Origin of the sequence: Pseudomonas sp. RIT-PI-o (assembly GCF_001297215.1) — a bacterium.
In the GTDB taxonomy this organism is placed as follows: domain Bacteria; phylum Pseudomonadota; class Gammaproteobacteria; order Pseudomonadales; family Pseudomonadaceae; genus Aquipseudomonas; species Aquipseudomonas moraviensis_A.
On sequence record NZ_LHPA01000020.1, the window covers coordinates 435772 to 461878 of the forward strand.

The following is a 26107-nucleotide window of genomic DNA, read 5'->3' on the forward strand; positions in this document are numbered from 1 at the left end:
ATGTTGCTGCGTTCTCTCTGCATTCTGTTGTGCTGTCTGGCGGTTTTTGCGCAAGCAGAGCCCGCCAGTTCCTTGCCGCACAAAGCCTACCTGACGCTGATCATCGACGACCTGGGGCAGAACCTGCCTCGGGATCGTCGCGTGCTCGCCCTGCCCGGTCCGGTCACGGCGGCGATCATGCCCGATACCCCGCACGCCACCGAGTTTGCGCGCGAAGCCCATCGCGCCGGGAAGATCGTCATTCTGCACATGCCGATGGACCCGGCCACCGGCCCCTACGCCTGGCACCCCGAACTGCCCATCGAAGAACTGCAGAAACGTCTGAATGCCGCGTTCGAAAAAGTCCCGTTCACCGCCGGCATCAATAACCACATGGGCAGCCGCATGACCGCGCAACCGGTGGCGATGGCGTGGTTGATGGGTGAGTTGCAGCGTCGTCACAAATTCTTCGTTGACAGCCGCACCAGCGCTCAAACGGTCGCTGCGCAGCAGGCGCAGAAGATCGATCTGGCCAGCGTTTCCCGAGATGTGTTTCTCGATGACGAGCGCACCGAAGCGGCAATTGCCACCCAGCTACAGACCGCGATCGCCTTGGCGCACAAACAGGGTTCGGCGGTGATGATCGGCCATCCGTACCCGCAGACCCTGGCGGTACTGGAGCGCGAGTTGCCCAAGCTCGAAGCGCAGGGTATCGACTGGATCGATATCCGGCAGATGATCAGCGTACGCAGCAACCGCGCCATGGCCGGCCATGGCAAGGACGGCGTCTACCGGTAAAACCCTGTGACGCTGGCACATACATAGTTACCACCCGATAACCGTCCCCGTCTCCGATAGTGCGACCTGCAACAGGTCGCGACGCCCTTGCGTCGCCTTACAACTATCAGGAATTGCAATGCCTACTCATGAGACTGCCGCTTTGCCAACCGCGCAAATGCAACCCATCCGAAACGACAACTTGCTGATCAGCTTCACGACGGAGTTTCTGCGCATCTGGGACACCGTTGGCTCCCGAGTGAAACCGGCGGCCTTCTGGCGGCCCACGCCACCTGCCGATGTGCTGCCGGGTTATTTCCCGTTGGGAGACGTGGCGATTGATGACCATGACAACATTAATGACAGACATGCAGTGGCCGTGGTTTGCGAAGCGGCGACACCCAGTGCAGACCCCGCAAAAGGCAGCGCGTTGCGCCGGCCTGACGACTACGAACTGATCTGGCAAGACACAGGTTCAGGTTCGAAAAAGGACGGGGCGATCTGGCGACCCATTCCTCCGCAAGGGTACGTAGCGCTCGGTTCGGTTTGCTCCGACGGTCACGGAAAGCCTTCCTTGAATGCTGTCCGTTGCGTCCGTGCCGACCTCTTGATTGCTTCTGGCCTCAACGTACCGGTGTGGACAGACAAGGGCAGTGGGGCCCGACAAAGCATCAGCACGTGGAGTGCCATTCCGCCTTCGGCGCCTGCGGATGAAATCCATCTGGCGCCAGGCACCTTCGTCGGCGTCAACGGTTATTCCAAACCCGCCAGTTTCAACCTTTATTCCCTGCGTATCCCGATTGTGATTGACGTCAATGCGCGCCCCGCCGCGCCAGTCCTTGTCGATGTAACACCAGCCACCCTGCAGGCGCCCGAGCGACCTGCTTACAGCGCTCGACTGCCATGGTTCATCGTAAAAGACCCACAGCTCACCCGACGCCAACAGTTCCATCAGTCACCTGAGTATCTGCTTCAGCGCACGGATCACTATCAGCTCGTTGGCCATTGCCACAACACGGAAAACAACAACAAGACTGTGCGCTGGGTCGCACCCCGCCTGCAGCAAAACAACCGACTGCGCCTGTTCAGCAATGCCACTTTGATCGAGTTCGGCGCACAGTGGCAAAGCAACCTGTCGCAACCCTTTCTGTTTTCGGCGCGGTTGAACAATGACTTTACCCACTGTGAAACACACTCGAACGAATGGCTCAACCCGGCACCCATCGATGTCGCGGCTATTGTCGCCGGCAACAGCTCGATGGCGGTGTATCTGACTCAAAGTGACTATAAGCTGCTTCGCGCGGACGGCACACAGATCGGCAGCGTCGTCAGCTACACCGATGGCAGGAACCTGCACTTCAGCGTGTACACACCACCGCAACCGAACGCGACAGACCTGCCTGCTGAGGCCACGCACACGCAAAGCGCGACAGTCGATCACGAAGCGGATAACGAAGTCGCAGCGTTGCCGGCAAGCACAGAGTTGCCAGTGGTTACAGATAGCGTCCCATGATCTCGTCGACAACTCCGTCCTTGCGCATCTGATCAAGCGCAGCCTGCAACCTGGCAACGACTGTATCCGGCACATCCTTGTTCAGCGCCAGGTACAACTCGGCGCTGTTGAAGCGCAGCACAGTCTTCAGGCCAGTCACGCCATCCTGCCGGGCCAGATAACGGCCGGCAGGATCACCGGTGGCCCACAGATCGATCTGGCCGTTGAGCAGTTTCTTCGCATTGTCCTGATCGCGCAGCACCACCACCGGCTTGAGGCCTTGCTTGGTCAGCGTCTCGGCAATCGCGTCGCCCTTGTAGGCGCCGATCTTGTATTTGCGTGCATCGTTGAGGGTTTCAAGGGTGATCTTGCTGTCAGCCTTGGCTAGCAGGATCCAGTCATCGGGACCGATCGGTCCGACCCATTTGAACAGTCTTTCGCGATCGGGCAGGCGCGCCATGACGAAGGCCCCATAACCGGGATTTTCCAGCGCGAGTTTGTAGACACGCTCCCAAGGGAAACGCAGGGTCAGACTGTACGTGAGGCCGGCGCGCTGGAACATCTCGCGAACGATGTCGGTGGCAATGCCGTTGATGTTTTCGCCTTGAGCGAAATTCTTGCCGTTCTTCGCCATGTTGTACGGCGGGAAGTTTTCGGTGAGCAGCACCAGATCGGTGTCGGGACTGTTTTGCGCCCGGGCATTGCTGATGAACAACAATGAGGCGCTGGCGAGAACAACAAGCAGGCGTTTGATCATGTCGGGCTACCGGAATCCATGGCGTGCCCAAGAGTGCCTTGGGCGCGCCATGCTGTCCACTGGCCTGTACGCTTTAGCGCATGACGATGCCGCGATGCGCCATGTAGGCCTTGGCTTCCTGCACGGTGTATTCGCCGAAGTGGAAAATACTCGCTGCCAGCACCGCGCTGGCGTGCCCTTCGAGGATGCCATCGGCCAGATGCTGCAGGTTGCCGACACCGCCGGAAGCGATCACCGGAATGCCGAGCGCATCGCTGATGGCGCGGGTAACGCCGAGATCGAAGCCGTTTTTCATGCCGTCCTGATCCATGCTGGTCAGGAGGATTTCGCCGGCACCGAGGCCTTCCATTTTCTTCGCCCACTCGACTGCATCGAGGCCGGTCGGCTTGCGCCCGCCGTGGGTGAAGATCTCCCAGCGCGGGGTTTCGCCCGGGCCGGAGACTTTCTTGGCGTCGATGGCGACGACGATGCACTGCGAGCCGAAATGCTGCGCGGCTTCACCGACAAACTCCGGGTTGAACACGGCAGCGGTATTGATCGACACCTTGTCCGCGCCGGCATTGAGCAGGTTGCGGATGTCCTGCACGGTGCGCACGCCACCGCCGACGGTCAGCGGAATGAACACCTGGCTGGCCATGCGCTCGACGGTATGCAGCGTGGTGTCGCGGCCATCGACGCTGGCGGTGATGTCGAGAAAGGTAATTTCGTCGGCACCCTGCTCGTCGTAGCGACGGGCGATTTCCACCGGGTCACCGGCGTCACGGATGTTCTCGAACTTCACACCTTTGACGACCCGGCCGTTGTCCACGTCCAGGCAAGGGATGATGCGTTTGGCCAGCGCCATGGTCAGTCCTCAGCCTTGGTACGAATCGCAGAAAGCTTGCGCTTCGGCGACGTCGAGTGTGCCTTCGTAGATCGCCCGGCCTGTGATCGCGCCGATGATGCCCGGCGCCTTGGCGTCAAGCAGCGACTTGATGTCACCCAGATTGTGGATGCCGCCGGAAGCGATCACCGGAATCTTCGTCGCAGCGGCCAGAGCAGCGGTGAACGGTACGTTGCAGCCCTGCATCATGCCGTCTTTGGCGATGTCGGTATAAACAATCGACGACACGCCGTCGGCTTCGAACTGCCTGGCCAGATCGATCACCTGTACGGTGCTGATTTCAGCCCAGCCATCGGTGGCAACGAAGCCGTCTTTGGCATCCAGGCCAACGATGATCTTGCCCGGGAAGGCGCGGCAGGCTTCAGCGACGAACGCAGGATCCTTTACGGCTTTGGTGCCGATGATCACGTAGCTCACGCCGGCCTTGACGTAATGCTCAATGGTTTCCAGCGAGCGGATGCCGCCACCGATCTGGATCGGCAGGGTCGGGTAGCGCTTGGCGATCGCGGTGACCACTTCGCCGTTGACCGGCTGACCTTCGAACGCGCCGTTGAGGTCGACCAGATGCAGACGGCGGCAACCGCCCTCCACCCACTTGGCAGCCATGCTCACCGGGTCATCGGAGAACACCGTGGAATCTTCCATGCGGCCCTGGCGCAGGCGTACGCAGGCACCGTCTTTGAGATCGATAGCGGGGATAATCAGCATGCTTTTTCCTTCGTCAAAAGAGCGGCAAGCTGCAAGCCATAAGCTGCAAGCGCGCACGCGCGTCTATCTCTTGCAGCTCGCAGCTTGACGCTTGCCGCTGCTCTTAATTTTTTTCGAGCGCCCACAGGTCGCTTTCGATGCTTTCAAACCGCTCCTTGAGGTGGGTCTGCACATCGAAAATCGCCCTGTTGTAATAGTGCGGAGCAATTTCGCGGGTAAACAGCTCAAGAATTTCCGCCGCTTCGAACGAACCCAGGTCCAGTTCGAAACGGTCTTCCATGAACCGCTGAATCTTGCGATTGGCCTCGCTCTCCTGCTCGGGAGTGAGGGTCAGGATCGGCGGTTTGGACTTCTTGCCAGCCATTTACCAGCGACCGTCCCATGCGGCGAAGTTCTGCAGCAATTGCAGGCCGTGGGTATGGCTCTTCTCCGGGTGGAACTGCACGGCGAAGCGCGAGCCATCGGCCAGCGCTGCGGCGAAATCGACACCGTAATGACCGCTGCCCACCACCTGCCGCCCATTGGCGGCGGCGATGTAGTAGCTGTGCACGAAGTAGAAACGCGCCAGATCCGGGATGTCGTGCCACAGCGGGTGACTGATATTCTGCTTCACCTCATTCCAGCCCATGTGCGGGACCTTCAGGTGCTCGCCGTCTTCGTGCAGGTCCTTGCCGAAGAACTTCACCGCGCCCGGGAACAGGCCGATGCAGTCAACGCCATCATTCTCTTCGCTGCTGTCGAGCAAGGCTTGCATGCCGACGCAGATGCCGAGGAATGGCCGATCCTGGCTGACCTCACGGACCAGCGAATCGAAGCCGAGCCGACGGATCTCCGCCATGCAATCGCGAATCGCGCCAACGCCGGGGAATACCACGCGGTCGGCTTCACGAATCACGTTCGCATCGCTGGTGATCAGCACCTTGCCGGCGCCGACGTGCTCAAGCGCCTTGGCCACTGAGTGCAGGTTGCCCATGCCGTAGTCGATAACTGCAACCGTCTGCATTACAGCACGCCTTTGGTCGATGGCATTTGCCCGGCCATGCGTTCGTCCAGCTCGACGGCCATGCGCAGGGCGCGGCCGAATGCCTTGAACACGGTTTCGATCTGGTGGTGAGTGTTGGTGCCGCGCAGGTTGTCGATGTGCACACTGACCAGCGCGTGGTTGACGAAGCCCTGGAAGAATTCCTGGAACAGGTCAACGTCGAAACCGCCGACGGTGGCGCGGGTGTACGGCACGTGCATCTGCAGGCCCGGGCGACCGGAGAAATCGATCACCACGCGCGACAGCGCTTCATCGAGCGGCACGTAGGCATGGCCGTAGCGACGGATGCCTTTCTTGTCGCCGATGGCTTTGGCGAAGGCCTGGCCGAGGGTGATACCGACGTCTTCCACCGTATGGTGGTCGTCGATATGCAGATCGCCCTTGCATTCGATATCCAGATCGATCAACCCGTGACGGGCGATCTGATCCAGCATGTGCTCAAGAAAAGGAACGCCGATATCGAATCGGGCCTTTCCGGTGCCATCAAGGTTGATCGAGGCTTTGATCTGGGTTTCCAGAGTGTCGCGCTCGACAGACGCCTTACGTTCGGCCATCACCAGCTCCGCAAAATCATTGGGCGAAAAAGGCAGCCATTATAGGCACGCGAGGCGCAAACAGAAACACGAGAGGAGAGATGCCTGACGGATAGAACGCCCGGCTGTCGCGGGTAGACATGTCCATACAAGCCATTACAGGCACGCCAAAAACAACTGTAGGAGTGAGCCTCCTCGCGATGAGGACCTGGCAATCAACATTTCTGTGACTGTCAGACCGCTATCGCGAGCAGGCTCACTCCTACAGGGGTACTGCCTTTTTACTTAGTGAAACAATACCGCCGTTTTCTGCAGGGTCACCCACACACCCCACGCCAACGGAATACCCACCACCAGCCAGGCAGCGATTGCCAGAGGCTTGGTGCCCGGCGCCGCTTTCCACTCCAGAACGGTGCTGGCATCAGCACCCTTGTCATGGCCCAGCGCCTGTTCGGCGGCCAGTTCAGCGTCGGTCATGAAGTACTTGTCAGCGACTGGGCGCACCATCAGGTTGCACAGGAAGCCCAGCACCAGCAGGCCGGCGAGGATGTACAGAGTGATGTCGTAGGCAGCTGCGCGTTCCACGCCGATGCTCAACTGATATTCACGCAGGTAGTTCACCAGCACCGGACCGAGCACACCGGCAGCAGCCCAGGCAGTCAGCAGACGACCGTGGATTGCACCGACCATCTGCGTACCGAACAGGTCGGCCAGATAGGCCGGCACCGTGGCAAAACCACCGCCGTACATCGACAGGATGATGCAGAACGCCGCCACGAACAGCGCAACGTTGCCCAAGTGACCCAGGTTCGGAATCAGTGCGTACAGGGCAAAACCCAAGGCGAAGAACACGAAATAGGTGTTTTTGCGGCCCAGGTAATCCGAGAAAGAGGCCCAGAAGAAGCGGCCACCGATGTTGAACAGGCTCAGCAGACCGGTGAAGCCCGCCGCGATCGCCGCGATCGAAGCCAGTTGGCCGGCGTCGAGTTGACCGAACGGCACGTCAACGCCCAGCAACTTGCCGCCAAACACTTCCTGCAACAGTGGCGAAGCCATGCCGAGGATGCCGATACCCGCCGACACGTTCAGGCACAGCACCAGCCAGACCAGACGGAATTGTGGAGTTTTCCACGCTACGTTCACGTGAACGTGACGGTTGGTGATCATCGCGTTCGAAGCTTTCTTTGCCGGAGCGGTCCAGCCTTCAGGCTTCCAGCCGGTTGGCGGCACGCGGTAGGACAATGCGCCACCGATCATGAACACGAAGTAGATGGCCGCCATGGCCACGAAGCTTTGCCATACGCCCACGCCTTCTGGCGAAGCGAAGTGGCTCATCAGCGCAGTCGCCAACGGTGCACCGACCATCGCGCCGCCACCGAAGCCCATGATTGCCATGCCGGTCGCCATGCCGCGCTTGTCCGGGAACCACTTGATCAGGGTCGATACCGGCGAGATATAGCCCAGGCCCAGACCGATGCCGCCGATCACGCCCGAGCCGATCCACATCAGCCAGATCTGGTGGGTATAGATACCCAGCGCGGAAATCAGCAGACCGCCACACCAGCACAGCGCCGACACCACGCCCGCTTTACGAGGACCGGCGTGTTCCAGCCAGCCACCCCAGATCGCTGCCGAGCAGCCGAGGAAGATGAAGAACAGCGTGTAGATCCAGCCGAGCATGGAGATCGGCCAGTCGCAGTTCGACGAAAATACCTGTGCGATGAAGCTCATGTCCGGTGCGCAAGCCACCGGCGCGGTAACGCCCAGTGCCTTGGACAGCGGCAACCAGAACACCGAGAAGCCGTAGGCCATGCCGATGCACAGGTGAATGGCCAAAGCGGCCGGTGGAACCAGCCAGCGGTTGAAACCGGGCTTGGCGATGATGCGTTCCTTGGACAGGAACGCAGGCTGGTCGGCTTTGAGGCCGTCCGCCGTGATGCTCGTGCTCATTGTGTATCCCCCAATTGTTAGTATGGTTCGCCAGCCACTGCTCACCCTCGGCCTTATGCACGCAGGCATGACCGTTTTTTTAGGTGAAGCTCCTTGATGGCGCGACGTTAAGTCGCAGACGGGCGGACGAACTGGCGAAGGTTACCATTCTCAGGTGACAGAAAAACCAAACTGATATCACCTTTTTTCAAGTCATCTGTTCTCGTACGACTCGGGAAGCCGCCAACCCCGCGTCTGCAAAGGCACCACGCCGTTTGCTACTTGTCCCATTTATGCGTGCGAAAAGTTACCCGTCGCCATGGCGGGGCTGAACGACTGGTGAACCAAGCGCAAAAAATGGCGTCGCAAGCCGGGGCCGGATTGCGCCCTCTGGCGCCCGCCGGGCATCCTCAAGCGCAGGCACCGGTGGCGAAGTTGCAGGTGCCACCGCCGACCCTCGGCAGATGACGCCACACCGAACCGGGTGCTTGCAGCGCTATACTCCCCGGCCAAATGACGAATTCGACTAACTACAAGGACTCGCCCATGAAAGCGTTCGGCAAAATCCTGGGTCTGGTACTTCTCGGGCTGTTGCTGATCATTGTGGCGGCAGGTTTTGCCCTGACCCACCTCTTCGATCCCAACGACTACAAAGACGAGATCCGCCAGATAGCCCGCGACAAGGCCCACATCGAGCTGACGCTCAATGGCGATATCGGCTGGAGCCTGTTCCCGTGGCTCGGCCTGGAACTGCACGAAGCCAGCGTCGCCACCCTGGCCAAACCCGCCGAACCGTTTGCCGATTTGCAGATGCTCGGTCTGTCCGTCCGCGTCCTGCCGTTGTTGCGCCGTGAAGTGCAGATGAGCGATGTGCGCGTCGAAGGCCTCAACCTGCGCCTGAACCGTGACAAGAACGGCCACGGCAACTGGGAAGATATCGGCAAGGTGCCGGTAACGCCCGGCTCGACGCCACCCGCCACACCGGGCACGACTGCCAGCGAGCCGACCGTCGCCGTGGAAAAACCGGCGCAGCCGATCCGCCTCGACATCGACAGCCTGACCGTCAACAACGCCCGCGTTGAATACACCGATGAGCTGACCGGCAAGCAGTTCAGCGCCGAAAGCATTCAGCTGAGCACCGGCCCGGTGCACGACTCGACCAACATCCCGGTGAAGGCCACCGCGTTCCTCGGCACCAATCAACCGGTGTTGCGCGTGCGCACCGAGCTCAACGGCGAATTGCGCTTCGAGCGCGCGCTGCAACGCTACAAATTCGAAGACCTGAAGCTGACCGGCGAACTCGCTGGCGATCCGTTGCAAGGCAAGACCATGACTTTCTCCGCCCAGGGCCAGTTGTTGCTGGACAAGGCAGCGAACGTCGCCGAATGGACCGGCATCAAGATTTCCGCCAACCAGTTGCGTGCCTTGGGTGAGCTGAAAGCCAACGACCTCGACAAGACGCCGCAGATCAGCGGGGGCATTTCCATCGCCCAGTTCGATCTGGCGAAATTCGTCGACAGCATCGGCCAGACACTGCCGGCGATGGGCGAAGGCAGCCTGAGCAAAGTCGAACTGGTCAGCCGCGTCGCCGCCACGCCGACCAGTCTGTCGTTCGACAACATCAACCTGAAACTCGATGACAGCAGCTTCAGCGGCCGCATCGCCATCGAGGATTTCGCCAAACAGTCGTTGCGCGCCATTCTCAAGGCCGACACATTCAACGTCGACCGCTACCTGCCCCCGAAATCGGCCCAGGCCAACAGCGCCACGCAAACGCGTCAGGCCGAAGTCGCCAGCACCGAGGCCGGCGCGGTGGCAGGCACCACGCCGCTGCCGGACAAACCGAGCAAAACCGCCTGGAGCACCGAGCGCCTGCTGCCGGTGGAACGCCTGGCGAAACTGGACGTAGATGCCGACCTGACTTTCGGCCAGCTGACTCTCGACAAACTGCCGATCCAGAACGCCGCGCTCAAAGCCACCGGCCAGGGTGGCTTGCTGACGCTGACTAACCTGAGTGGTGATCTGTACAACGGCGGCTTCGTCGCCAACGGCACCCTCGACGTGCGCCCAAGCGCGCCGGTGCTGAACCTGCAGACCCGCCTCAATCGCGTGCCGGCGGAAAAAATCATCGAAAGCCAGGGCAAGAATCCCCCGGTCAAAGGTCTGGTAACGCTGACCAGCAGCCTCACCGGCAGCGGCAATAGCCAACAGGCGCTGATCGATACGCTCAACGGCAACGCCAGCTTCGTCATCAACAACGGCGTGCTGCTCAACGCCAATCTTGAACAGCAATTGTGCAAAGGCATCGCCACCCTCAATCGCAAGACCCTCAGTGGCGAGCCGCGCGGCAAGGACACACCGTTCGAAGAGCTCAAGGGCAACCTGACCGTGCGCAACGGCGTCGCCAGCAACCCGGACCTGAAAGTGCGCATCCCCGGCATGACCGTCAACGGTGCCGGTGACATCGACCTGCGCGTTTTGGGCATGGATTACCGAGTCGGCATCATCGTCGAAGGCGACACCAGCGCCATGCCCGACCCGGCCTGTCAGGTCGGCGAGAAGTTCGTCGGCATCGAGTGGCCGCTGCGCTGCCGTGGCCCGCTGGAACTGGGCGCCAAGGCCTGCCGCGTCGACAATGACCGTCTCGGTCAGGTCGCCAGCAAAATGGCCGGCAACAAACTGAGCGAGAAGATCGACGAGAAACTGGGGGACAAAGTCAGCCCGGAACTGAAAAACGCATTGAAGGGGCTGTTCAAGCGATGACAGCGGAGCAGTTTTCCACGGCGGTGCTGGAGTGGTTCGACCGCCATGGCCGCCACGATTTGCCGTGGCAGCAGGACATCAACCCGTACCGGGGGTGGGTGTCCGAGATCATGTTGCAGCAGACCCAGGTCAGCACCGTGCTCAATTACTTCGAGCGTTTCATGGCAGCGCTGCCGACGGTCGAAGCGCTGGCTGAAGCGCCGGAAGACGAGGTGCTGCACCTGTGGACCGGGCTGGGTTACTACACTCGCGCACGCAATCTGCAGAAGACCGCGAAGATCGTCGTCAGCCAGTACGGTGGCGAATTCCCGCGTGACGTGGAAAAACTCACCGAGCTACCGGGGATCGGTCTGTCCACCGCCGGCGCGATCGCCAGCATCAGCATGGGCCTGCGCGCGCCGATCCTCGACGGCAACGTCAAACGCGTGCTGGCGCGCTTCACGGCGCAAGAGGGCTACCCCGGCGAACCGAAGGTCGCCAGACAGCTGTGGGCCAACGCCGAGCGGTTCACCCCGCCCGACCGGGTCAACGCCTACACCCAGGCGATGATGGATCTCGGCGCTACACTCTGCACGCGCAGCAAGCCGAGTTGCCTGCTGTGTCCGCTCAAGCGCGGCTGTGAAGCGCACATGCTCGGCCTGGAAACCCGCTACCCGATTCCCAAGCCGCGCAAGGCCATTCCGCAGAAACGCACGCTCATGCCGATGCTGGCCAATGGCGAAGGCGCAATTCTGCTTTACCGCCGCCCGTCGACGGGCCTGTGGGGCGGTCTCTGGAGCCTGCCGGAACTGGATGATCTGGAAGACCTGCAGCATCTGGCCGATCAGCACTCGCTGACCATGGGTCAGCAGCAAGCGCTGCCGAGCCTGGTTCACACGTTCAGCCATTTCCAGTTATCCATCGAACCGTGGCTGGTTCAGGTGCAGGAAGCCAGCCATCACGTGGCCGAGGCCGACTGGCTCTGGTATAACCTCGCCACCCCGCCGCGCCTGGGCCTTGCTGCCCCGGTCAAGACCTTGCTCGAACGCGCGGCCGCCGTCTTGAATGCAGGAGAGTCGCCATGACCCGCACCGTAATGTGCCGCAAGTACAAAGAAGAACTGCCCGCGCTGGAACGCGCCCCTTTCCCGGGGGCCAAGGGCCAGGATATTTTCGACCACGTCTCCGCCAAGGCCTGGGCCGACTGGCAGAAACACCAGACCCTGCTGATCAACGAAAAGCGTCTGAACATGATGAACGCCGAAGATCGCAAATACCTGCAGGGCGAAATGGACAAGTACTTCTCCGGCGAGGAATACGCCAAGGCCGAAGGCTATGTGCCGCCAGCCGAATAACCCGCATATTTCGTAAGCGACGGAATTAATTTAAGAAATTTTCAAAAAGTCGTTGACGTAAATTCGAAAAACCCTTTTAATGCGCCCCGTTGCCCAGATAGCTCAGTCGGTAGAGCAGGGGATTGAAAATCCCCGTGTCGGCGGTTCGATTCCGTCTCTGGGCACCAAATACCGAAAACCCTGAATCGCAAGATTCAGGGTTTTTTTATGCCTGCGATTTGATCCCCCTCCTCTCTTCGCCCTTCGATACACCCGGATTCCAGCTGTACTGGAAAAAACCGGAAATCTGTATCTCTCCGCGCAGATGGCGTTTCGCCAATACTTCAAGCAAGCCTTGGCGAGCCAATGACTGGCTCTACTTTGCGCCCCGCAACACTCTGGACTCCTGTAGCCCTCAGAGCGCAAAAACCTGATTTTTTGAATCGATCGGCGTCGCCCGCAAGGTCACTTCCTGTCCAGCAAAAAAATCTGAAATCCAACCCACAGGCGAACTGCAGTTACTGCTTTTCAAACATTCCAGGATGAATGCTGGCGCCCCCGTGCGCCCGGCAAAAGAGCGAAACGGACGACGTATGATCAAGCAACTCATCAATGAAGACAGTTATGTGCAGATCGGCGATCTTTGCAGCGCAACGATCCAGCTGAAAATCGAAGGACTGAATCCCGCCGGCTCTATCAAGCTGAAGACCGCGCACGCGCTGATCGCTGATCTTGAAGTCCGCGGACTGATCAACCACAAGACCCGCCTTATCGAATCCTCATCGGGGAATCTGGGCGTTGCGCTGGCCATGGTCTGCGCCGCCAAGGGTTACAAGTTCGTTTGCGTAATCGACCCGAATATTTCCGCGCCGAACCGCAAGCTGATTCACGCCCTGGGCGCGCAAATGCTCATGGTCGATCAGCGTGACGAGAATGGCGGTTACCTGAATTCGCGGATTCGCCTGATCGAACAACTGGTCGCTGACAATGCCGACTACATCTGGCTCAACCAGTACAAGAATCCGACCAACCCTATCGCCCACTATCAAGCGACTGCCAAGTCCATCGCGCACAAGTTTCCCCAAGTGGATTACCTGTTCGTCGGCGCGGGTACCACCGGCACGCTGATGGGCTGCAAGAACTACTTCGCCGAACATCATCCGCAGACCAAAGTCATTGCCGTCGATACCGTTGGCTCGGTGACGTTCGGCCTGCCGGGCGGCACGCGCCATATTCCGGGGCTCGGCACCAGCCGCCTGCCGGAGATATTCGAGTCGTCGGGCATTCACGACTTCCTGTCGATTCCCGAGGAACAGACGATCAAGGTCTGCCGTTGGCTGGCGCAACGCTACGGCCTGCTCTTCGGCGGCTCCACCGGCACTGTGCTCGCCGGCATCCGCCAGTGGGCGGCGCATATCCGGCCCGACGATATCGTGGTGGCGATCTCCCCCGACATGGGCGAGCGCTATCTCGAAACCATCTATTGCGACGACTGGGTCACCCAGCGGATCGGCGCAACCGCACTGCAGCCCCTTTTTCCTGAAATCGCTCTGGCACTCTCGGCGTAATCCTCATGACCACACAGAATCTGATCCAACCGTTCCACGTCATCCCGGGCGCTGTCGTCAAAGACATCCTCAACGGGCTGCGGCACGCAACCATCGACATGGTGGCGCAGACCTACCTGACCCACGAGCGTGGCGAAACCGTTAACCCCGACAGTTACTTTTTGCGTTTCCCTGCGCAACCGGCGAACCGGATCATTGCGCTGCCGGCGGCCATCGTCGACAGCGAGGGCGATCAATCCGTCTCCGGGATCAAGTGGATTGCCAGTTATCCCGACAACATCAAGTCAGGCATTCCCCGCGCATCTGCCGTGCTGATTCTCAACGACCCGCAGACCGGTTACCCCTATGCCTTGCTCGAAGGTGCACTGATCAGCGCCGTGCGCACGGCGGCGTCGGCGGTATTGGGTGCCTGGTGGCTGAATGGCCAGAACCGCCACGCGGCGACACTTTCGATCATTGGTGGCGGGGTAATCTCAAGGAATATCGTCGAGACTTTCGTCGCCGACGACTGGTCCTTCGACAGCGTGGGCATACACGATCTCAACGCCGAGTCGGCGCAAGCCCTCGCGGAATTTGGCGAACAACTGGGCCTGCCGGACGTACGCCTGCTGTCGCTCGAAGAAGCACTGACTGCCGACATCGTGGTGTTCGCCACCAGCGCGGGCGAGCCGTACGTAAAAGGCCAGGGCACGTTCCGCCCGGGGCAGATTGTTCTGAACATCTCGCTGCGGGATATCGGCGCCGAAATCATCGAGGAAAGTTACAACTACTTCGACGACATCACCCATTGCCTGAAGGCCAATACTTCACCGCATCTGGCCGAGCAGCAATACGGCCATCGCGACTTTGTCACTGGCACAGTGGCGCAGCTGATTCGCGGCGACCTGCATGTCGCCCAAGACAAACCGCTGATCTATTCGCCATTCGGCATGGGCATTCTCGATCTCGCGATTGGCCGGATGATCCACGACATTGCGGTCGCGGCCGGTACGGCAATTGCCATCCCGTCATTTTTTGGCGAGGAGCGCAGATGGTGAAGGCGCCTGTGCACATCGGCCTGGTCGGCTGCGGTTCGCGCGGATTGTCGATATTCGAGCGCCTGTTGAGCCGCGCCGAGGAACGCCCGCAACAACCGGTGGTCATCGACATCTTCGAGCCCAACGTGCTCGGCAGCGGCGCGCACTGGCCCGATCAACCGGACTACCTGTTGCTCAACACCGTCGCCGGTCAGCTCGGGGTATTTCCCGACGCAGCAGCGTTCGGTGATCTGACCGACGCCCGGGAACGACCAGGGCCGGACTTTCTCGCGTGGTGCCGAGCACAGCACGTCAAGATTGACCCCGACAGTGGCCTGCTCGCCGCCGACGGTCGCGACGTCGAGCCGGAGGATTTTCTGCCACGGCACCTGCTCGGCGCTTATCTGGCCGACGCCTTCACGCGGATCCTCGCGACAGCACCCGGCTGGGTCACGGTCAATCTGCATCGGCATCAGGTCACAGCGGTCGAGCGCAACGAGAATCAGCAATACATTCTGCTAACCGCCCAAGGCACTGCGGTGACGGTGGATCGTCTGGTGCTGACCGTCGGCCACACCGGGCGCCTGCGCGTGGCGGGGCAGAACCGGGTCGATAACATCTATCCGCTGCCCGGCAGCCTCACCACCGTCGAGCCCGGCGAAACGGTATTGATCGAAGGGTTGGGCCTGGGCGCCATGGACACCCTGGCGGCGCTGACTGCTGGCAGAGGCGGGATCTACAAACCCATGGCCAATGGCAGTCACACTTACCAGCCTTCGGGTCAGGAGCCGGTGATCTGCATTCAGTCGCGGGACGGGCTGCCTTTTCGTACTCGCCCCAACGGCTTGATTGGCTGCCTGCGCCACACCGCTGTGCTGCTGACGAGCGAGCGTATCGAATCGTTGCGGGTCAACGCCCACAACCGCCGGCTGGATTTCGAACGGGATATTCTGCCGCTGATGCTGCTGGAGATGCGTGCCGCTGCGGTCGCCGTCCTGCATAAACCCTTAGCGCCACAACAGCTGCTTGAGCAGCTCAGAACCGTCAGCGTTGCCGGCCCCGCGGGTGTGGTCGCTTGTGAAGCCTTGCTGCGCGAGTTCGAAGCGATTGCCGGCGCAATCAGTCCGCTGGAGCTGATCAGCCACAAACTGCCTGACAGCGTCACGCCTTACAACTATCACGCATGGATTTACGACACCCTCGAAGCCGACTTGCTGGAAGCGCGTCTGGGACGCGGCGCGTCGCCGATCAAAGCCGCTATCGAAGTCTGGCGCGACTTGCGTGACCGGCTGCGTGAGGCGGTCGATTTCGACGGGCTCACCGAAGATTCGCATCGGCAGTTCTATGGCCGCTGGCACAAGGCGATCAATCGTCTGGTCGCCGGCCCGCAGAAGGAGCGCCACGCCGATCTGCTCGCGCTGTGTGATGCCGGCCTGCTGACCTTCCTCAAGCCCGGCTCACGCCCCGCGATCGAACACTTCAAGCGAGTCGCCGGTTACGTCCAGAGCAGCGGCGTCACCCACAGCGACTGCGCACCGGTGCGCGACCTCGCGCGCCTGGGCCTTGTGCGGCCGCGCACCGATGTGCCGGGCATCGACGGCATCGATGTCGACGCGGCGTCCAACCCCAAGTCGAACAGCGGCGAAGCGGTGCGTGACATCTGGGTGCTGGGCCCGCTCGCTGAAGGCTCCTGTTATTACAACCACTACGTCACCTCGGCGGGCGCACCTTCGCGGCTGTTCATGGACGCCCATCGAGTCGCCACCGCAATCCTTGAGACAGGAACCCGCGCATGAAACTTTACTATCAGACGCATTCGCCGTACGCCCGCAAGGTACTGGTGCTGGCTCACGAACTTGGCATCGCATCGAGCCTTGAGGTGATACATCACGAGACCAGCCCGACTTCACCCAACGCGACCATTTACCAAGCCAACCCCTTGGGTAAAGTGCCGGTGCTGATGCTGCCCGACGACACCGCACTGTTCGATTCCATCGTGATTTGCGAATACCTCGATGACCTGAGCGACGGCCGCAAATTCATCCCGGCAAGCGGCCCCGAGCGCTACAAGGCGTTGCGCCTGCAGGCATTGGCGCAGGGCATGTGCGACGTCGGCATCAAGCTGCGCTGGGAAGTCGAGCGCCGCCCCGAGGCTTTGCGCTACCCGGCGTACGCGGACGGCCAGGCATACAAACTCAAGGAGGCGTACCGCTTCATCGAAGAACACGTCGACCTCAATGGCCCGATCACCGTCGGCCACATCGCCTTGGCGACGGCACTGGACTGGATCGCTTTCCGTCAACTCTCGGATTTCTCGGCGCAAGGACGCCTGAGCGAGTGGTATCAGACGTTCTGCCAGCGCGCTTCCATGCGGGCGACCGAGTACAGCGGACAGACGCACGATTAAGCCAAGGAAACCGCTATGAGCTCTCTCTTGCTGCAAATGTCACCGATCGCGCTGGTGATCGCGCTGATTCTGATCGTCCGGCGTCCGCCGGTACAGGCGGCGCTGGCCGGTGTGGTGCTGGTGCTGGTGCTGTGGGCACTGGGCGCTGCCGGACCGGTGTCGGCGGCGATCTCCTCGGCGATTTTTCAAGACACCACGATCCTGTTTCTCAGCACGGCGTGTGTAATCGTCCCGGGGCTGGCCTTCGTCATTCTGGTCGAGCGCGGCGGCGCGCCACAGGCCATCGGCGCGTGGGTCAAGGAACTCGGCTGGACACCCCCGGCGCAGGTGATTTTCATCGTGCTGGGGCTGGCACCGCTGCTGGAAGCGATGACCGGCTTCGGCGTTTCGCTGATCGCCACGGTGCCGCTGCTGATGGGGCTTTTCACTCGCCAATCGGGGATGAAAATCGCTCTCGCCGGAATGGTGATCATGCCGTGGGGCACGCTGGGTCTGGCGACGGTGATCGGTGCCTTGCTGGCGCATTTGCCGGCGCAATCCCTCGGTAGCCATTCGGCGCTGATCAGCGCGCCGGTGTTCCTCTGCCTGGCGTCGCTGGCCTTGTGGCAGGCCGGCATCCGCAGGATCACACCGTGGCTGGGGCTGCTTGTCGTGACTGCCCTGTTCGTTGCCGTGCTGTATTGCGTCAACCTGTGGGTCGGCCCGGAAGTTTCCGGCGTGCTGGCCGGGCTGGCCGTGGCTTGCGTCGGCCTGGGCATCTCCTGGGCGCAACGGAAAAAACTGGTGCGCTGGCCGAATGCGGCATGGCCTTATCTGGCCTTGCTGGGAGTGATTGTGGCGTCGCGCGGACTGTTCGTGCTGTCGGGCTGGGATGGCCTGTGGGTCGTCAGGGGCGAACACGTTTCATGGAAGCCGCTGGCGTCTCCAGGGCTGGCGCTGCTGATCGTGACCGTGCTGATGGCGTTCAGGCAAACCGCGGGCGCCGGCTTCCCGTGGCAAGCGCTGTTCAACCGGGCGAAGTTTCCGGTCACGACAATCTTCCTGTTCCTGCTGCTCTCCCAAGTGATGGTCAACGCCGGATTTCTCGCCGAGGCGCAAAGCGCGTTGCAATCCATGTCGGGTATTTCGCTGGCGCCGACGATCGCTCTGCTGGCGGGGATTGCCGGTTATGTCACCGGCTCCAACGTCGGCGGCAACACGCTGGTGATGCCGTCCATTGCCGCGCTGAGCAGCGAACACGGGCCGTGGCTGGCGGCAATGGTCAACAGCGCCGCCGGCCATGGCGCACTTGGCTCGCTGTCGATCCTGTCGTTGATCACCGGACTTGCCGGTGCCAACCGCCAGGAAGAAAACAGCCTGATCCGCTTCGCCTTCGGTCTGGTGGCGCTGAACATCGTCATAGTTGCTGCAACGGGGATCGTTTTGCTCTACTTTCTGTGAATTGTTTCGAAACATCACAGAGAACTTATGGACAGGTTTGATTTGCCAGACAAGCGCTGGCGGATAGTCAAGGACTGGATTATTCGCCAGATCGACAGCGGTGACCTGGCGGCCGAAGCGAAACTGCCGTCGATCCGCGTTCTGGCGCGGATGTTCGAGACCAGCATCACCACGGTGCAACGGGCGCTGGCCGATCTCGAGGCCGACGCCTACGTCTCGACGGTGCCGCGCGTCGGCTACTTCGTCTCGGAATCAGGGCGGGCAAAACCGTCCGGCGCTTTCGACTTTTCCAGTGTCACCGTCAACGTCAATCATGCGGTGGTCGCGATGCTCTCCGAAGCGGCCTCGCGCACCACCGCATCGCTGAATTCGGCGGTTCTGCACAGCGATCTCACGCCCAACGTGCTGCTCAACAAATGCCTCTCGGTGCTGGCTGCCAAGACTGACAACGCGCTGAGCGGCCTGGTCGCGCCACCCGGCCTTCCCGCCCTGCGAAGGCGTATTGCCGGCCTGATGCTGACTCGCGGTGTTGTCTGCGGGCCGGACGACATTCTGGTGACATCGGGCGACACCATCGCTCTCGAACTGGCCCTCGAAGCCGTCGCGTCGAAAGGCGCTACAGTCGCCATCGAAACCCCGACCTATTACGGCATCCTGCAGACCATCGAACGCCTGGGCATGCGCGCCCTGCCGATCCGCACCGACGGCCGTACGGGCCTGGATGTCGATCATCTGGAAGAAGCACTGAAACAGAAAAAAGTCGCGGTGATTTTTCTCAACCCGACGTTGCAGAATCCGCGTGGCTTCATCATGCCCGACGAAGCGCGCGCGCGCCTTTCAAGGATCGCCCGGGAAGCGGATGTGCCGATCATCGAAGACGACATCTTCTTCGACCTGGTGCCCGAGGCTGATCGGCCGCGCGCCATCAAGAGCTACGACACCAGCGGCCAGACGATCTACTGTTCGTCGTTTTCCAAAACCATTGCGCCGGGTTATCGCGTCGGCTGGTGTCTGGCCGGAAAATACCGCAATGCCATCCTCGCGCAGATGTTTTCGCGCAACCTGGCCGTGTCCAGCCTTGCGCAAAATGTCCTCAATGAATTCATCGGCCGCGGCTACATGGACGAACACTGCGCCAGATTGAGATCGCAACTGTCCTCGCTGGCGAGTTTTGTCGATGCGCTGGTGCGCACGGATTTCCCGGCCGGGACCCTCTATGTGCCACCTCGCGGCGGCTTCATTCACTGGATCGAAATGCCTGCGAACACCGACATGCGGGCATTGCAACAACTGGCCACGGAGCGCGGTTGCCACGTGGCTGGCAGCGGCATCTTTTTCGCCGACGGCCAGGCTTCCACAGGCGTGCGCATCTGCCTTGGCACCACCCTGACCCCGGCGGTGATCGGTATTCTCAAGGTGATTGCCGAATGCGCCCACCTTGCCGCATGCCCAACCAGCCTGCAGCCGATGCCGACTGAACAACTTCAAGAGCCGGCAGTTTCCTGACCGGCTTGCGCGAGCCCCGCTTCATGAATCAGAAAAGAACCCGTATTCGCTTGCCGCATCCCCTGCCGTACAGGCCGAGCCGCTGGACATTCTGGCTGACGGTGCTCGCTGGCGTGCTGATCGCCTTTGCCGTGTGTCTTTCGATCTACATGCTCATCGAAAGCTGGATCAGCGGTTCCATTACCACCAGCAATCGCGGGCCGCGCAGCACCTACACCTTGGCACTGCAACCTCGGCGATATTGGTTCGAGTTCGTGTGGCAGAGCTTCTGGACCTCGTTCATGTTGGCCATCGGCGTGTTCGGGCTGTGGGTTTATCGCAAAGGGCGGGGTCGTGAGCAGAGGCCGAAGGGCAAGCGCACAGGTCGATAGTGCATGCCAACTTCACAGGGTGTTGACGTAATCGACGGGCAACAAGATTGTATCCACGGCGGCATCCACTGGCAGGGAAGGGGGTACGTGATTCGTGACGCAGTGCGTCACGAATCATCAAAGTATCGTTCACTCCCAATTCGAGACGCACTGCGCCTCGAATCGTTGCTCGTCGCTAATTTCAGGCTCATTCTCGACCCAGCCTCGCAAAGGCCGAACCCTCATGAACAAATGCCTTTCGACCGACCCGGTAACCATTGGCGAACCGTTCATAGAGGACGCAGCCGACAGCTACGCACTCGGCGGCTTCACCTGGCGCCATAGTTCGCACGATCCACAGCGCCCGGTGGTCATCATCAACGCCGCCACCTCCGTGCGCTGTCGCCATTACTCAAGGTTCGCAGCCTATCTGTTCAGCCACGGCGTCGACGTGATGACCTACGACTATCGGGGCATCGGCGAATCGCGCGGCGAGTCGATCAAGGGGCTGCGTGCCTCGTGGACCGATTGGGGCGCGCTGGATTTCCAAGCGATTCTCAACCGCGCGCAACGAGAATTTCCCGGCCAGCCGATCGATGTGGTTGGCCACAGTTTCGGCGGCTGCGCGGCGGGCCTGGCCAAGTCAGGAACGGTCATCCGACGGCTGGTCACCGTCGGCGCGCAGTTCGCCTACTGGCGTGATTACGCCCCTGAACAGCGCTGGCGGATGCTCGGCAAGTGGCATGTGGTCATGCCTTTGATGGCGCTGCTCTGGGGCTATTTTCCAGGCAAGCGGCTCGGCTGGCTGGAGGACACGCCCACCGGCGTAGTCCGCGACTGGAGCACGCCTACCGCACGTTACGAGCAACGCCCAAGCGGTCGCGCGCTGATGAAAAAGTCGGGCGCCCTGCCCTTCGCCAATGTCCGCGCGCAGACCCTGGCCATCAGCCTCGGCGACGACCCTTACGGCACGATCCCGGCGATCGAACGCCTGCTCGCCTACTTCAGCAACGCGACAAAAACTCACCTGCGCATCGAGCCGCAGGACATCGGCGAACAACAAGTCGGACATTTCGGCTTTTTTCGTAGCGCATACCAAGCCACACTATGGCCCATCGCTCTGACCTGGCTGCAGACCGGCGCACTGGCCCTCGACACACCCGGACGGCCAGTCCCGCGCAGTTAAGCCCTTTTCCACGCACGACGGAACACACCATGGCCTCCGCCAACAAGCAGCAAAAACGCGCCGCCCGGGCCAAGACCAAGGCCAAGCAGAACCGCACCAAACGCGCCGAAGCGCCGGTCGAGCTGGACCCGAACGACGACCGCATCGATTTCGAATCGGTGGACCTGACCGAACTGTTCAAGAAAATGATCGACGCCGAAAAGATCAGCCAACAGGCCATGTGCACGGCGTTCCTTGAAGACCCGCTGCTGGAACTGGTCTATGAGCAGGAAGGTGAAGAAGGCGCGATGGATTTCATCCTCGCCGCGCTGATCGAGTATCGCCAGTGGTCGCAGGAAACCGACGAGGCTGGCGCGCTGGCGTGGATCGAATCCCCGGCCTTCCAGGCTGACTATGTAGCGGCATCCGACGCGATCGCCGCACAAACCCAACAGAAGAACTGAGCTCCCATGGCATCCCTGAACAAGCAACAGAAACGCGCCAAACGCGCCAAGGCCAAAGCCAAGCAGATCCGCATGGTCGGGCGCAAACCGCTGGATCAGGATGAAGACCTCGGCCACCTCGCCGAGCCGATCCCGGAATACACCCTGGCGATGTTCAGCAAAATGCGCGACGCCGAAGCCGTCAGCCGCAACGAAATGCTGCTGACCCTGCTGCGCGAGCTGGCCTTCATCATCGTCGACCATCCTGAACTGCTCGATATGGAAAACGCCGACAACGAAGGCATGGCCGCTACTCACCTGGCCGCCGACATGCTCATCGACTACCGCATGTGGGCCGACGGAATGACCATCGAACAAGCCCAGGCCTGGCTGAGCGAGCCGCAGTTCATTACGGATTTCGGGGTGGCGCTGGATGCTTATGGGAAGTCGGTAGAGACCCAGGAAGACAAGAGCGAATAAGCCCTTCTCAGAAACAAAAAACGGCCGCTAGTCATCCCTGACAGCGGCCGTTTTGCATTACACGTTACGACTCAGTTCAACACCACCGCACCACGCTTCTCCAGCTTGCGCCGGCGCGATACCAGCAACCCAGCAGCCACCACCATCAGGCTCAGCAGGCCGGTGGCGAGGATTTCCACGCGGTGGGCTTCCTGGAACAGCATGATGGTCAGCGCGGCGACGATGAAGATGATCACCGCGTAGGTCAGGCCCGGGAACAGCCACATGCTGAATTCGATTTTCTCGCCACGCGCCACGCTTTGTTTACGCATGCGCAATTGCGAGAAGGCAATAACCAGATAGACCAACAGCGCGATGGCGCCGGAGCTGGCCAGGAGGAATTCGAACACCGCGGCCGGAGCCACGTAGTTGGCGAAGGTGCAGAGGAAGGCTGCGCCGGTCGACAACATCACCGCCCAGTAAGGCGTGCCGCTTTTGTTGGTGCGGGTCGACATGGCCGGGGCATCGCCGCGTTTGCCGAGGGAGAACAGCATGCGCGACGAAGTGTACAGCGCCGAGTTCAGGCAACTGGTCACCGCGACCAGCACGACAATATCGACGATCATCTTGGCATTGGGAATGCCCATGCGCTCCAGCACGGTCTGGTAGGAACCGAGGTTGGCCAGGGTAGGATCGTTCCACGGCACCAGCGCCACGACGATGAAGATCGACACCAGATAAAACAGGCCGATCCGCCAGATCACCGAGTTGGTGGCCTTGGAAATCTGCTTGCCCGGGTCTTTCGATTCCGCCGCCGCGATGGTGACGATTTCGGTACCCATGAACGAAAACATGGTAGTCAGGATTGCGCCCAGCACGGCGCCCATGCCGTTGGGCAGGAAGCCACCGCTGTCGAACAAGTGCGAGACACCGCTGACCCGACTGGTCGGCAGGAAGCCGAAAATCGCCGCAAGGCCCAGGCCGATGAAGCCGATGATCGCCAGCACCTTGATCAGGGCGAACCAGAACTCGAACTCGCCGTAGTTCTTCACGCTGAACAGGTTGGTTACCGTCAGCAGCATGGTGATGACCAGCGCGAAGGCCCAGATATCCACACCGGGGAACCAGGCATGCAGGATGGTCGCGGCGGCGTTGGCTTCCAGCGGAATCACCAGCACCCAGAACCACCAGTACAACCAGCCGATGGTGAATCCGGCCCAGTGACCGATCGCGCGGTCGGCATACGTGGAAAACGAGCCGGTGTCCGGCGAAGCCACGGCCATCTCGCCGAGCATGCGCATCACCAGCACCACCAGGGTACCGGCAGCGGCGTAGGCCAGCAGCACGGCCGGGCCGGCGGCAGCAATGGCGTGGCCGGAGCCGACAAACAGACCGGCACCGATCACACCGGCGATCGACAACATGGTCACATGACGCGGTTTGAGCCCCTGTTCGAGGCCAGTGGAGCTTGGGGTACTGCTCATAGAGACTACCTTTGCAAGGAAAGCGAGTGCATCCGGCACGTCTGAAAATTCTTTCTCGTAAAAAGAATCCAACGACCTGTTCCTTATTCTGCACGCAATATTTGCGCCAAAATGTTTCAAGTCCTTGAAGGCCGCGGGCTCTGGCATCCGATGCAAGTCATTGAGTTTACTGGCTATTCGCCAGATCGTTACCCTGCGACTCACTTTGAAGACGAATTCGCGCACCAGAAACACACAGAAAGAGTGTGCGACGCACAGAAAAAGGGCGAATAAGGAACGTTCGGCCGGATAGCGCTTCCAACACCCCGCCAAAGCTGGCAACATCGCGCCTTTTTTTACGCGACACCTACGGGTCTGCATGATCAAACACCCGTTCGGTTGTTGATGGGGCGACAGTCTGCTGCGCCGATGCGACAACCCGCCACAGGCCACCCGATTACCGCTCGTAGCGCTGTTGGCTGCCATTGAAACGCTATGCTAGCTTGGCCGCCTCGCCTGGAAGGCCCGCCAACAGCAGGAGCGCAACATATATGAGGAACGCACATGGCTGAGGCCACGCCCGCGCTGGAAATCCGCAACTTGCACAAACGCTACGGACAGCTTGAGGTGCTCAAAGGCATCTCGCTGACCGCCCGCGACGGCGACGTGATCTCGATCCTCGGCTCTTCCGGTTCCGGCAAGTCCACGTTCCTGCGTTGCATCAACCTGTTGGAAAACCCGCATCAGGGCCAGATCTTGGTGGCCGGTGAAGAACTCAAGCTCAAAGCCGCCAAGAATGGCGAACTGGTTGCCGCCGACGGCAAGCAGATCAATCGCCTGCGCTCGGAGATCGGTTTTGTATTTCAAAACTTTAATCTGTGGCCGCACATGAGCGTGCTCGACAACATCATCGAAGCCCCGCGCCGGGTGCTCGGCCAGAGCAAGGCCGAGGCCATCGAAGTCGCCGAAGCCCTGCTGGCCAAGGTCGGTATCGCCGACAAGCGCCACGCCTACCCGGCGCAACTGTCCGGCGGCCAGCAACAACGCGCAGCGATCGCCCGCACACTGGCGATGCAGCCGAAAGTCATTCTGTTCGACGAGCCCACCTCCGCCCTTGACCCGGAAATGGTTCAGGAAGTACTTAGTGTCATCCGCGCATTGGCCGAAGAAGGCCGCACCATGCTGCTCGTGACCCACGAAATGGGCTTCGCCCGTCAGGTCTCCAGCGAAGTGGTGTTCCTTCATCAGGGCCTTATAGAAGAGCAAGGATCGCCACAGCAGGTGTTCGACAACCCGCTTTCGGCGCGCTGCAAACAATTCATGTCCAGCAACCGCTAACGGAGCAACATGCATGCAGAATTTCAAGAAGGTCTTCCTGGCCGCCGCAGTCACCCTCGCGTTCAGCGCCGGTGCCATGGCTGAAACCCTGAAAATGGGCATCGAAGCGGCCTACCCGCCGTTCAACAACAAAGATGCCAGCGGACAGGTTGTCGGCTTCGACAAGGAAATCGGCGACGCCCTGTGCGCGAAGATGAAAGCCGAATGCTCCGTCGTCACCTCTGACTGGGACGGCATCATTCCGGCCCTGAACGCGAAGAAGTTCGACTTCCTGATCTCCTCGCTGTCGATCACCGAAGAGCGCAAAGCCGCGGTGGATTTCACTGACCCGTACTACTCGAACAAACTGCAGTTCATCGCGCCGAAAAATGTCGATTTCAAAACCGACAAGGACTCGCTCAAGGGCAAGACCATCGGCACCCAGCGCGCGACGCTGGCCGGCACCTGGCTGGAAGACACCTACGGTGATGACATCAAAGTCAGCCTCTACGATACCCAGGAAAACGCCTACCTCGACCTGACCTCCGGTCGTGTCGACGCGATCCTCGCCGACAAATACGCCAACTACGACTGGCTGAAAACCGACGCTGGCAAGAACTATGAGTTCAAGGGCGACCCGGTGGTGGAAAGCGACAAGATCGGCATCGCCGTGCGCAAGGGTGACAATGAACTGCGCAACAAGCTGAACGCTGCACTGAAGGAAATCGTCGCTGACGGTACCTACAAGAAAATCAACGACAAGTACTTCCCGTTCAGCATCTATTGATCTGACCTGTG

Annotated in this window: 25 protein-coding genes, 1 tRNA gene and 1 pseudogene; 19 read left to right on the top strand and 8 right to left on the bottom strand. The window is 60.7% G+C overall.

The genetic code is table 11. The features are described from left to right. Complete coding sequence (locus tag AEQ63_RS10605) at positions 1 to 777, top strand: divergent polysaccharide deacetylase family protein (RefSeq protein WP_064363354.1); 777 nt, start codon at positions 1 to 3, stop codon at positions 775 to 777. Positions 778 to 895: 118 nt separating this feature from the next. Continuing rightward, positions 896 to 2269, top strand: coding sequence for a Vps62-related protein (locus tag AEQ63_RS10610; RefSeq protein ID WP_082367778.1), 1374 nt, complete (start codon positions 896 to 898; stop codon positions 2267 to 2269). Here AEQ63_RS10610 and AEQ63_RS10615 read toward each other — a convergent pair. From AEQ63_RS10615 to AEQ63_RS10645, 7 genes are all read right to left on the bottom strand, one after another. Continuing rightward, positions 2250 to 3005 carry a substrate-binding periplasmic protein gene (locus AEQ63_RS10615; RefSeq protein ID WP_042608639.1) on the bottom strand — a complete coding sequence of 252 codons (756 nt, stop codon included), beginning with the start codon at positions 3003 to 3005 and terminating at the stop codon, positions 2250 to 2252. The two genes, AEQ63_RS10610 and AEQ63_RS10615, sit on opposite strands and share 20 nt — an antisense overlap. A gap of 73 nt (positions 3006 to 3078) precedes the next feature. Continuing rightward, positions 3079 to 3849 (bottom strand): imidazole glycerol phosphate synthase subunit HisF, encoded by a 771-nt coding sequence (hisF, locus tag AEQ63_RS10620; protein ID WP_007897430.1) that lies wholly within the window; start codon positions 3847 to 3849, stop codon positions 3079 to 3081. A gap of 9 nt (positions 3850 to 3858) precedes the next feature. Next, complete coding sequence (gene hisA, locus AEQ63_RS10625) at positions 3859 to 4596, bottom strand: 1-(5-phosphoribosyl)-5-[(5-phosphoribosylamino)methylideneamino]imidazole-4-carboxamide isomerase (protein ID WP_064363356.1); 738 nt, start codon at positions 4594 to 4596, stop codon at positions 3859 to 3861. Positions 4597 to 4699: 103 nt separating this feature from the next. Further along, the gene (locus AEQ63_RS10630; RefSeq protein WP_042608637.1) at positions 4700 to 4960 is read right to left on the bottom strand and encodes a DUF2164 domain-containing protein; all 261 of its coding nucleotides are present in this window, start codon (positions 4958 to 4960) and stop codon (positions 4700 to 4702) included. Further along, positions 4961 to 5599 (bottom strand): imidazole glycerol phosphate synthase subunit HisH, encoded by a 639-nt coding sequence (hisH, locus tag AEQ63_RS10635; RefSeq protein WP_042608636.1) that lies wholly within the window; start codon positions 5597 to 5599, stop codon positions 4961 to 4963. It lies immediately after the preceding gene. Beyond that, positions 5599 to 6192 (bottom strand): imidazoleglycerol-phosphate dehydratase HisB, encoded by a 594-nt coding sequence (hisB, locus tag AEQ63_RS10640; protein ID WP_016772125.1) that lies wholly within the window; start codon positions 6190 to 6192, stop codon positions 5599 to 5601. Before hisB ends, hisH begins: the two co-directional genes overlap by 1 nt. Positions 6193 to 6456: 264 nt before the next feature. Next, positions 6457 to 8121, bottom strand: a complete 1665-nt coding sequence (locus AEQ63_RS10645) for an OFA family MFS transporter (RefSeq protein WP_042608635.1) — start codon at positions 8119 to 8121, stop codon at positions 6457 to 6459. Positions 8122 to 8349: 228 nt separating this feature from the next. On the opposite strand from AEQ63_RS10645, the pseudogene AEQ63_RS27160 reads away from it, so the two are divergent. The 15 genes and pseudogenes from AEQ63_RS27160 to AEQ63_RS10715 form a co-directional block, all read left to right on the top strand. Then, positions 8350 to 8568 (top strand): annotated as a pseudogene (locus tag AEQ63_RS27160) (acetyl-CoA sensor PanZ family protein); the annotation flags it as partial. Between the two features lie 78 nt (positions 8569 to 8646). Then, a complete protein-coding gene (locus AEQ63_RS10650; RefSeq protein ID WP_064363357.1) occupies positions 8647 to 10863 on the top strand; it encodes an AsmA family protein in 2217 nt (738 codons plus the stop codon). Continuing rightward, positions 10860 to 11927, top strand: a complete 1068-nt coding sequence (gene mutY, locus AEQ63_RS10655) for an A/G-specific adenine glycosylase (RefSeq protein ID WP_064363359.1) — start codon at positions 10860 to 10862, stop codon at positions 11925 to 11927. Before AEQ63_RS10650 ends, mutY begins: the two co-directional genes overlap by 4 nt. After that, positions 11924 to 12196, top strand: a complete 273-nt coding sequence (locus tag AEQ63_RS10660) for an oxidative damage protection protein (RefSeq protein ID WP_016772129.1) — start codon at positions 11924 to 11926, stop codon at positions 12194 to 12196. Before mutY ends, AEQ63_RS10660 begins: the two co-directional genes overlap by 4 nt. A gap of 91 nt (positions 12197 to 12287) precedes the next feature. Further along, positions 12288 to 12363: transfer RNA gene (locus AEQ63_RS10665), tRNA-Phe, on the top strand. A 405-nt stretch (positions 12364 to 12768) separates the two neighbouring features. After that, a complete protein-coding gene (sbnA, locus tag AEQ63_RS29140) occupies positions 12769 to 13743 on the top strand; it encodes a 2,3-diaminopropionate biosynthesis protein SbnA (protein ID WP_082367782.1) in 975 nt (324 codons plus the stop codon). 5 nt (positions 13744 to 13748) lie between these two features. After that, positions 13749 to 14780, top strand: coding sequence for a 2,3-diaminopropionate biosynthesis protein SbnB (sbnB, locus tag AEQ63_RS29145; protein ID WP_064363361.1), 1032 nt, complete (start codon positions 13749 to 13751; stop codon positions 14778 to 14780). Continuing rightward, the gene (locus AEQ63_RS10680; protein ID WP_064363363.1) at positions 14774 to 16555 is read left to right on the top strand and encodes an FAD/NAD(P)-binding protein; all 1782 of its coding nucleotides are present in this window, start codon (positions 14774 to 14776) and stop codon (positions 16553 to 16555) included. Before sbnB ends, AEQ63_RS10680 begins: the two co-directional genes overlap by 7 nt. After that, complete coding sequence (locus tag AEQ63_RS10685; protein ID WP_042608630.1) at positions 16552 to 17166, top strand: glutathione S-transferase family protein; 615 nt, start codon at positions 16552 to 16554, stop codon at positions 17164 to 17166. The genes AEQ63_RS10680 and AEQ63_RS10685 overlap by 4 nt, the downstream gene beginning before the upstream one ends. A 15-nt stretch (positions 17167 to 17181) precedes the next feature. Then, positions 17182 to 18606, top strand: coding sequence for an L-lactate permease (locus AEQ63_RS10690; RefSeq protein WP_042608629.1), 1425 nt, complete (start codon positions 17182 to 17184; stop codon positions 18604 to 18606). A 27-nt stretch (positions 18607 to 18633) separates the two neighbouring features. Then, on the top strand, positions 18634 to 20112 hold the full coding sequence (locus AEQ63_RS10695) for an aminotransferase-like domain-containing protein (protein ID WP_064363365.1): 1479 nt from the start codon (positions 18634 to 18636) through the stop codon (positions 20110 to 20112). A 23-nt stretch (positions 20113 to 20135) separates the two neighbouring features. Further along, complete coding sequence (locus tag AEQ63_RS10700) at positions 20136 to 20483, top strand: hypothetical protein (RefSeq protein WP_064363367.1); 348 nt, start codon at positions 20136 to 20138, stop codon at positions 20481 to 20483. A gap of 223 nt (positions 20484 to 20706) precedes the next feature. Beyond that, a complete protein-coding gene (locus AEQ63_RS10705; RefSeq protein ID WP_064363368.1) occupies positions 20707 to 21648 on the top strand; it encodes an alpha/beta hydrolase family protein in 942 nt (313 codons plus the stop codon). A gap of 29 nt (positions 21649 to 21677) precedes the next feature. Continuing rightward, on the top strand, positions 21678 to 22091 hold the full coding sequence (locus AEQ63_RS10710) for a hypothetical protein (RefSeq protein ID WP_042608625.1): 414 nt from the start codon (positions 21678 to 21680) through the stop codon (positions 22089 to 22091). A 6-nt stretch (positions 22092 to 22097) separates the two neighbouring features. After that, complete coding sequence (locus AEQ63_RS10715) at positions 22098 to 22550, top strand: hypothetical protein (RefSeq protein ID WP_041477513.1); 453 nt, start codon at positions 22098 to 22100, stop codon at positions 22548 to 22550. Positions 22551 to 22621: 71 nt separating this feature from the next. Here AEQ63_RS10715 and gabP read toward each other — a convergent pair whose 3' ends face one another. Further along, on the bottom strand, positions 22622 to 24013 hold the full coding sequence (gabP, locus tag AEQ63_RS10720) for a GABA permease (RefSeq protein WP_064363369.1): 1392 nt from the start codon (positions 24011 to 24013) through the stop codon (positions 22622 to 22624). A 543-nt stretch (positions 24014 to 24556) separates the two neighbouring features. Between gabP and AEQ63_RS10725 the strand changes: the two genes are divergently transcribed. Together AEQ63_RS10725 and AEQ63_RS10730 are read left to right on the top strand one after the other, a co-directional pair. After that, positions 24557 to 25330: an ABC transporter ATP-binding protein gene (locus tag AEQ63_RS10725; protein WP_064363370.1), complete on the top strand. Its 774-nt coding sequence runs from the start codon at positions 24557 to 24559 to the stop codon at positions 25328 to 25330. 13 nt (positions 25331 to 25343) lie between these two features. Further along, complete coding sequence (locus AEQ63_RS10730) at positions 25344 to 26096, top strand: ABC transporter substrate-binding protein (RefSeq protein WP_042608621.1); 753 nt, start codon at positions 25344 to 25346, stop codon at positions 26094 to 26096. Positions 26097 to 26107: the final 11 nt, after the last annotated feature.

Coding starts and splice junctions, on each gene's coding strand:
- AEQ63_RS10605 (WP_064363354.1), top strand. CDS start 1: ATGTTGCTGCGTTCTCTCTGCATTCTGTTGTGCTGTCTGGCGGTTTTT.
- AEQ63_RS10610 (WP_082367778.1), top strand. CDS start 896: ATGCCTACTCATGAGACTGCCGCTTTGCCAACCGCGCAAATGCAACCC.
- AEQ63_RS10615 (WP_042608639.1), bottom strand. CDS start 3,005: ATGATCAAACGCCTGCTTGTTGTTCTCGCCAGCGCCTCATTGTTGTTC.
- hisF (WP_007897430.1), bottom strand. CDS start 3,849: ATGGCGCTGGCCAAACGCATCATCCCTTGCCTGGACGTGGACAACGGC.
- hisA (WP_064363356.1), bottom strand. CDS start 4,596: ATGCTGATTATCCCCGCTATCGATCTCAAAGACGGTGCCTGCGTACGC.
- AEQ63_RS10630 (WP_042608637.1), bottom strand. CDS start 4,960: ATGGCTGGCAAGAAGTCCAAACCGCCGATCCTGACCCTCACTCCCGAG.
- hisH (WP_042608636.1), bottom strand. CDS start 5,599: ATGCAGACGGTTGCAGTTATCGACTACGGCATGGGCAACCTGCACTCA.
- hisB (WP_016772125.1), bottom strand. CDS start 6,192: ATGGCCGAACGTAAGGCGTCTGTCGAGCGCGACACTCTGGAAACCCAG.
- AEQ63_RS10645 (WP_042608635.1), bottom strand. CDS start 8,121: ATGAGCACGAGCATCACGGCGGACGGCCTCAAAGCCGACCAGCCTGCG.
- AEQ63_RS10650 (WP_064363357.1), top strand. CDS start 8,647: ATGAAAGCGTTCGGCAAAATCCTGGGTCTGGTACTTCTCGGGCTGTTG.
- mutY (WP_064363359.1), top strand. CDS start 10,860: ATGACAGCGGAGCAGTTTTCCACGGCGGTGCTGGAGTGGTTCGACCGC.
- AEQ63_RS10660 (WP_016772129.1), top strand. CDS start 11,924: ATGACCCGCACCGTAATGTGCCGCAAGTACAAAGAAGAACTGCCCGCG.
- sbnA (WP_082367782.1), top strand. CDS start 12,769: ATGATCAAGCAACTCATCAATGAAGACAGTTATGTGCAGATCGGCGAT.
- sbnB (WP_064363361.1), top strand. CDS start 13,749: ATGACCACACAGAATCTGATCCAACCGTTCCACGTCATCCCGGGCGCT.
- AEQ63_RS10680 (WP_064363363.1), top strand. CDS start 14,774: ATGGTGAAGGCGCCTGTGCACATCGGCCTGGTCGGCTGCGGTTCGCGC.
- AEQ63_RS10685 (WP_042608630.1), top strand. CDS start 16,552: ATGAAACTTTACTATCAGACGCATTCGCCGTACGCCCGCAAGGTACTG.
- AEQ63_RS10690 (WP_042608629.1), top strand. CDS start 17,182: ATGAGCTCTCTCTTGCTGCAAATGTCACCGATCGCGCTGGTGATCGCG.
- AEQ63_RS10695 (WP_064363365.1), top strand. CDS start 18,634: ATGGACAGGTTTGATTTGCCAGACAAGCGCTGGCGGATAGTCAAGGAC.
- AEQ63_RS10700 (WP_064363367.1), top strand. CDS start 20,136: ATGAATCAGAAAAGAACCCGTATTCGCTTGCCGCATCCCCTGCCGTAC.
- AEQ63_RS10705 (WP_064363368.1), top strand. CDS start 20,707: ATGAACAAATGCCTTTCGACCGACCCGGTAACCATTGGCGAACCGTTC.
- AEQ63_RS10710 (WP_042608625.1), top strand. CDS start 21,678: ATGGCCTCCGCCAACAAGCAGCAAAAACGCGCCGCCCGGGCCAAGACC.
- AEQ63_RS10715 (WP_041477513.1), top strand. CDS start 22,098: ATGGCATCCCTGAACAAGCAACAGAAACGCGCCAAACGCGCCAAGGCC.
- gabP (WP_064363369.1), bottom strand. CDS start 24,013: ATGAGCAGTACCCCAAGCTCCACTGGCCTCGAACAGGGGCTCAAACCG.
- AEQ63_RS10725 (WP_064363370.1), top strand. CDS start 24,557: ATGGCTGAGGCCACGCCCGCGCTGGAAATCCGCAACTTGCACAAACGC.
- AEQ63_RS10730 (WP_042608621.1), top strand. CDS start 25,344: ATGCAGAATTTCAAGAAGGTCTTCCTGGCCGCCGCAGTCACCCTCGCG.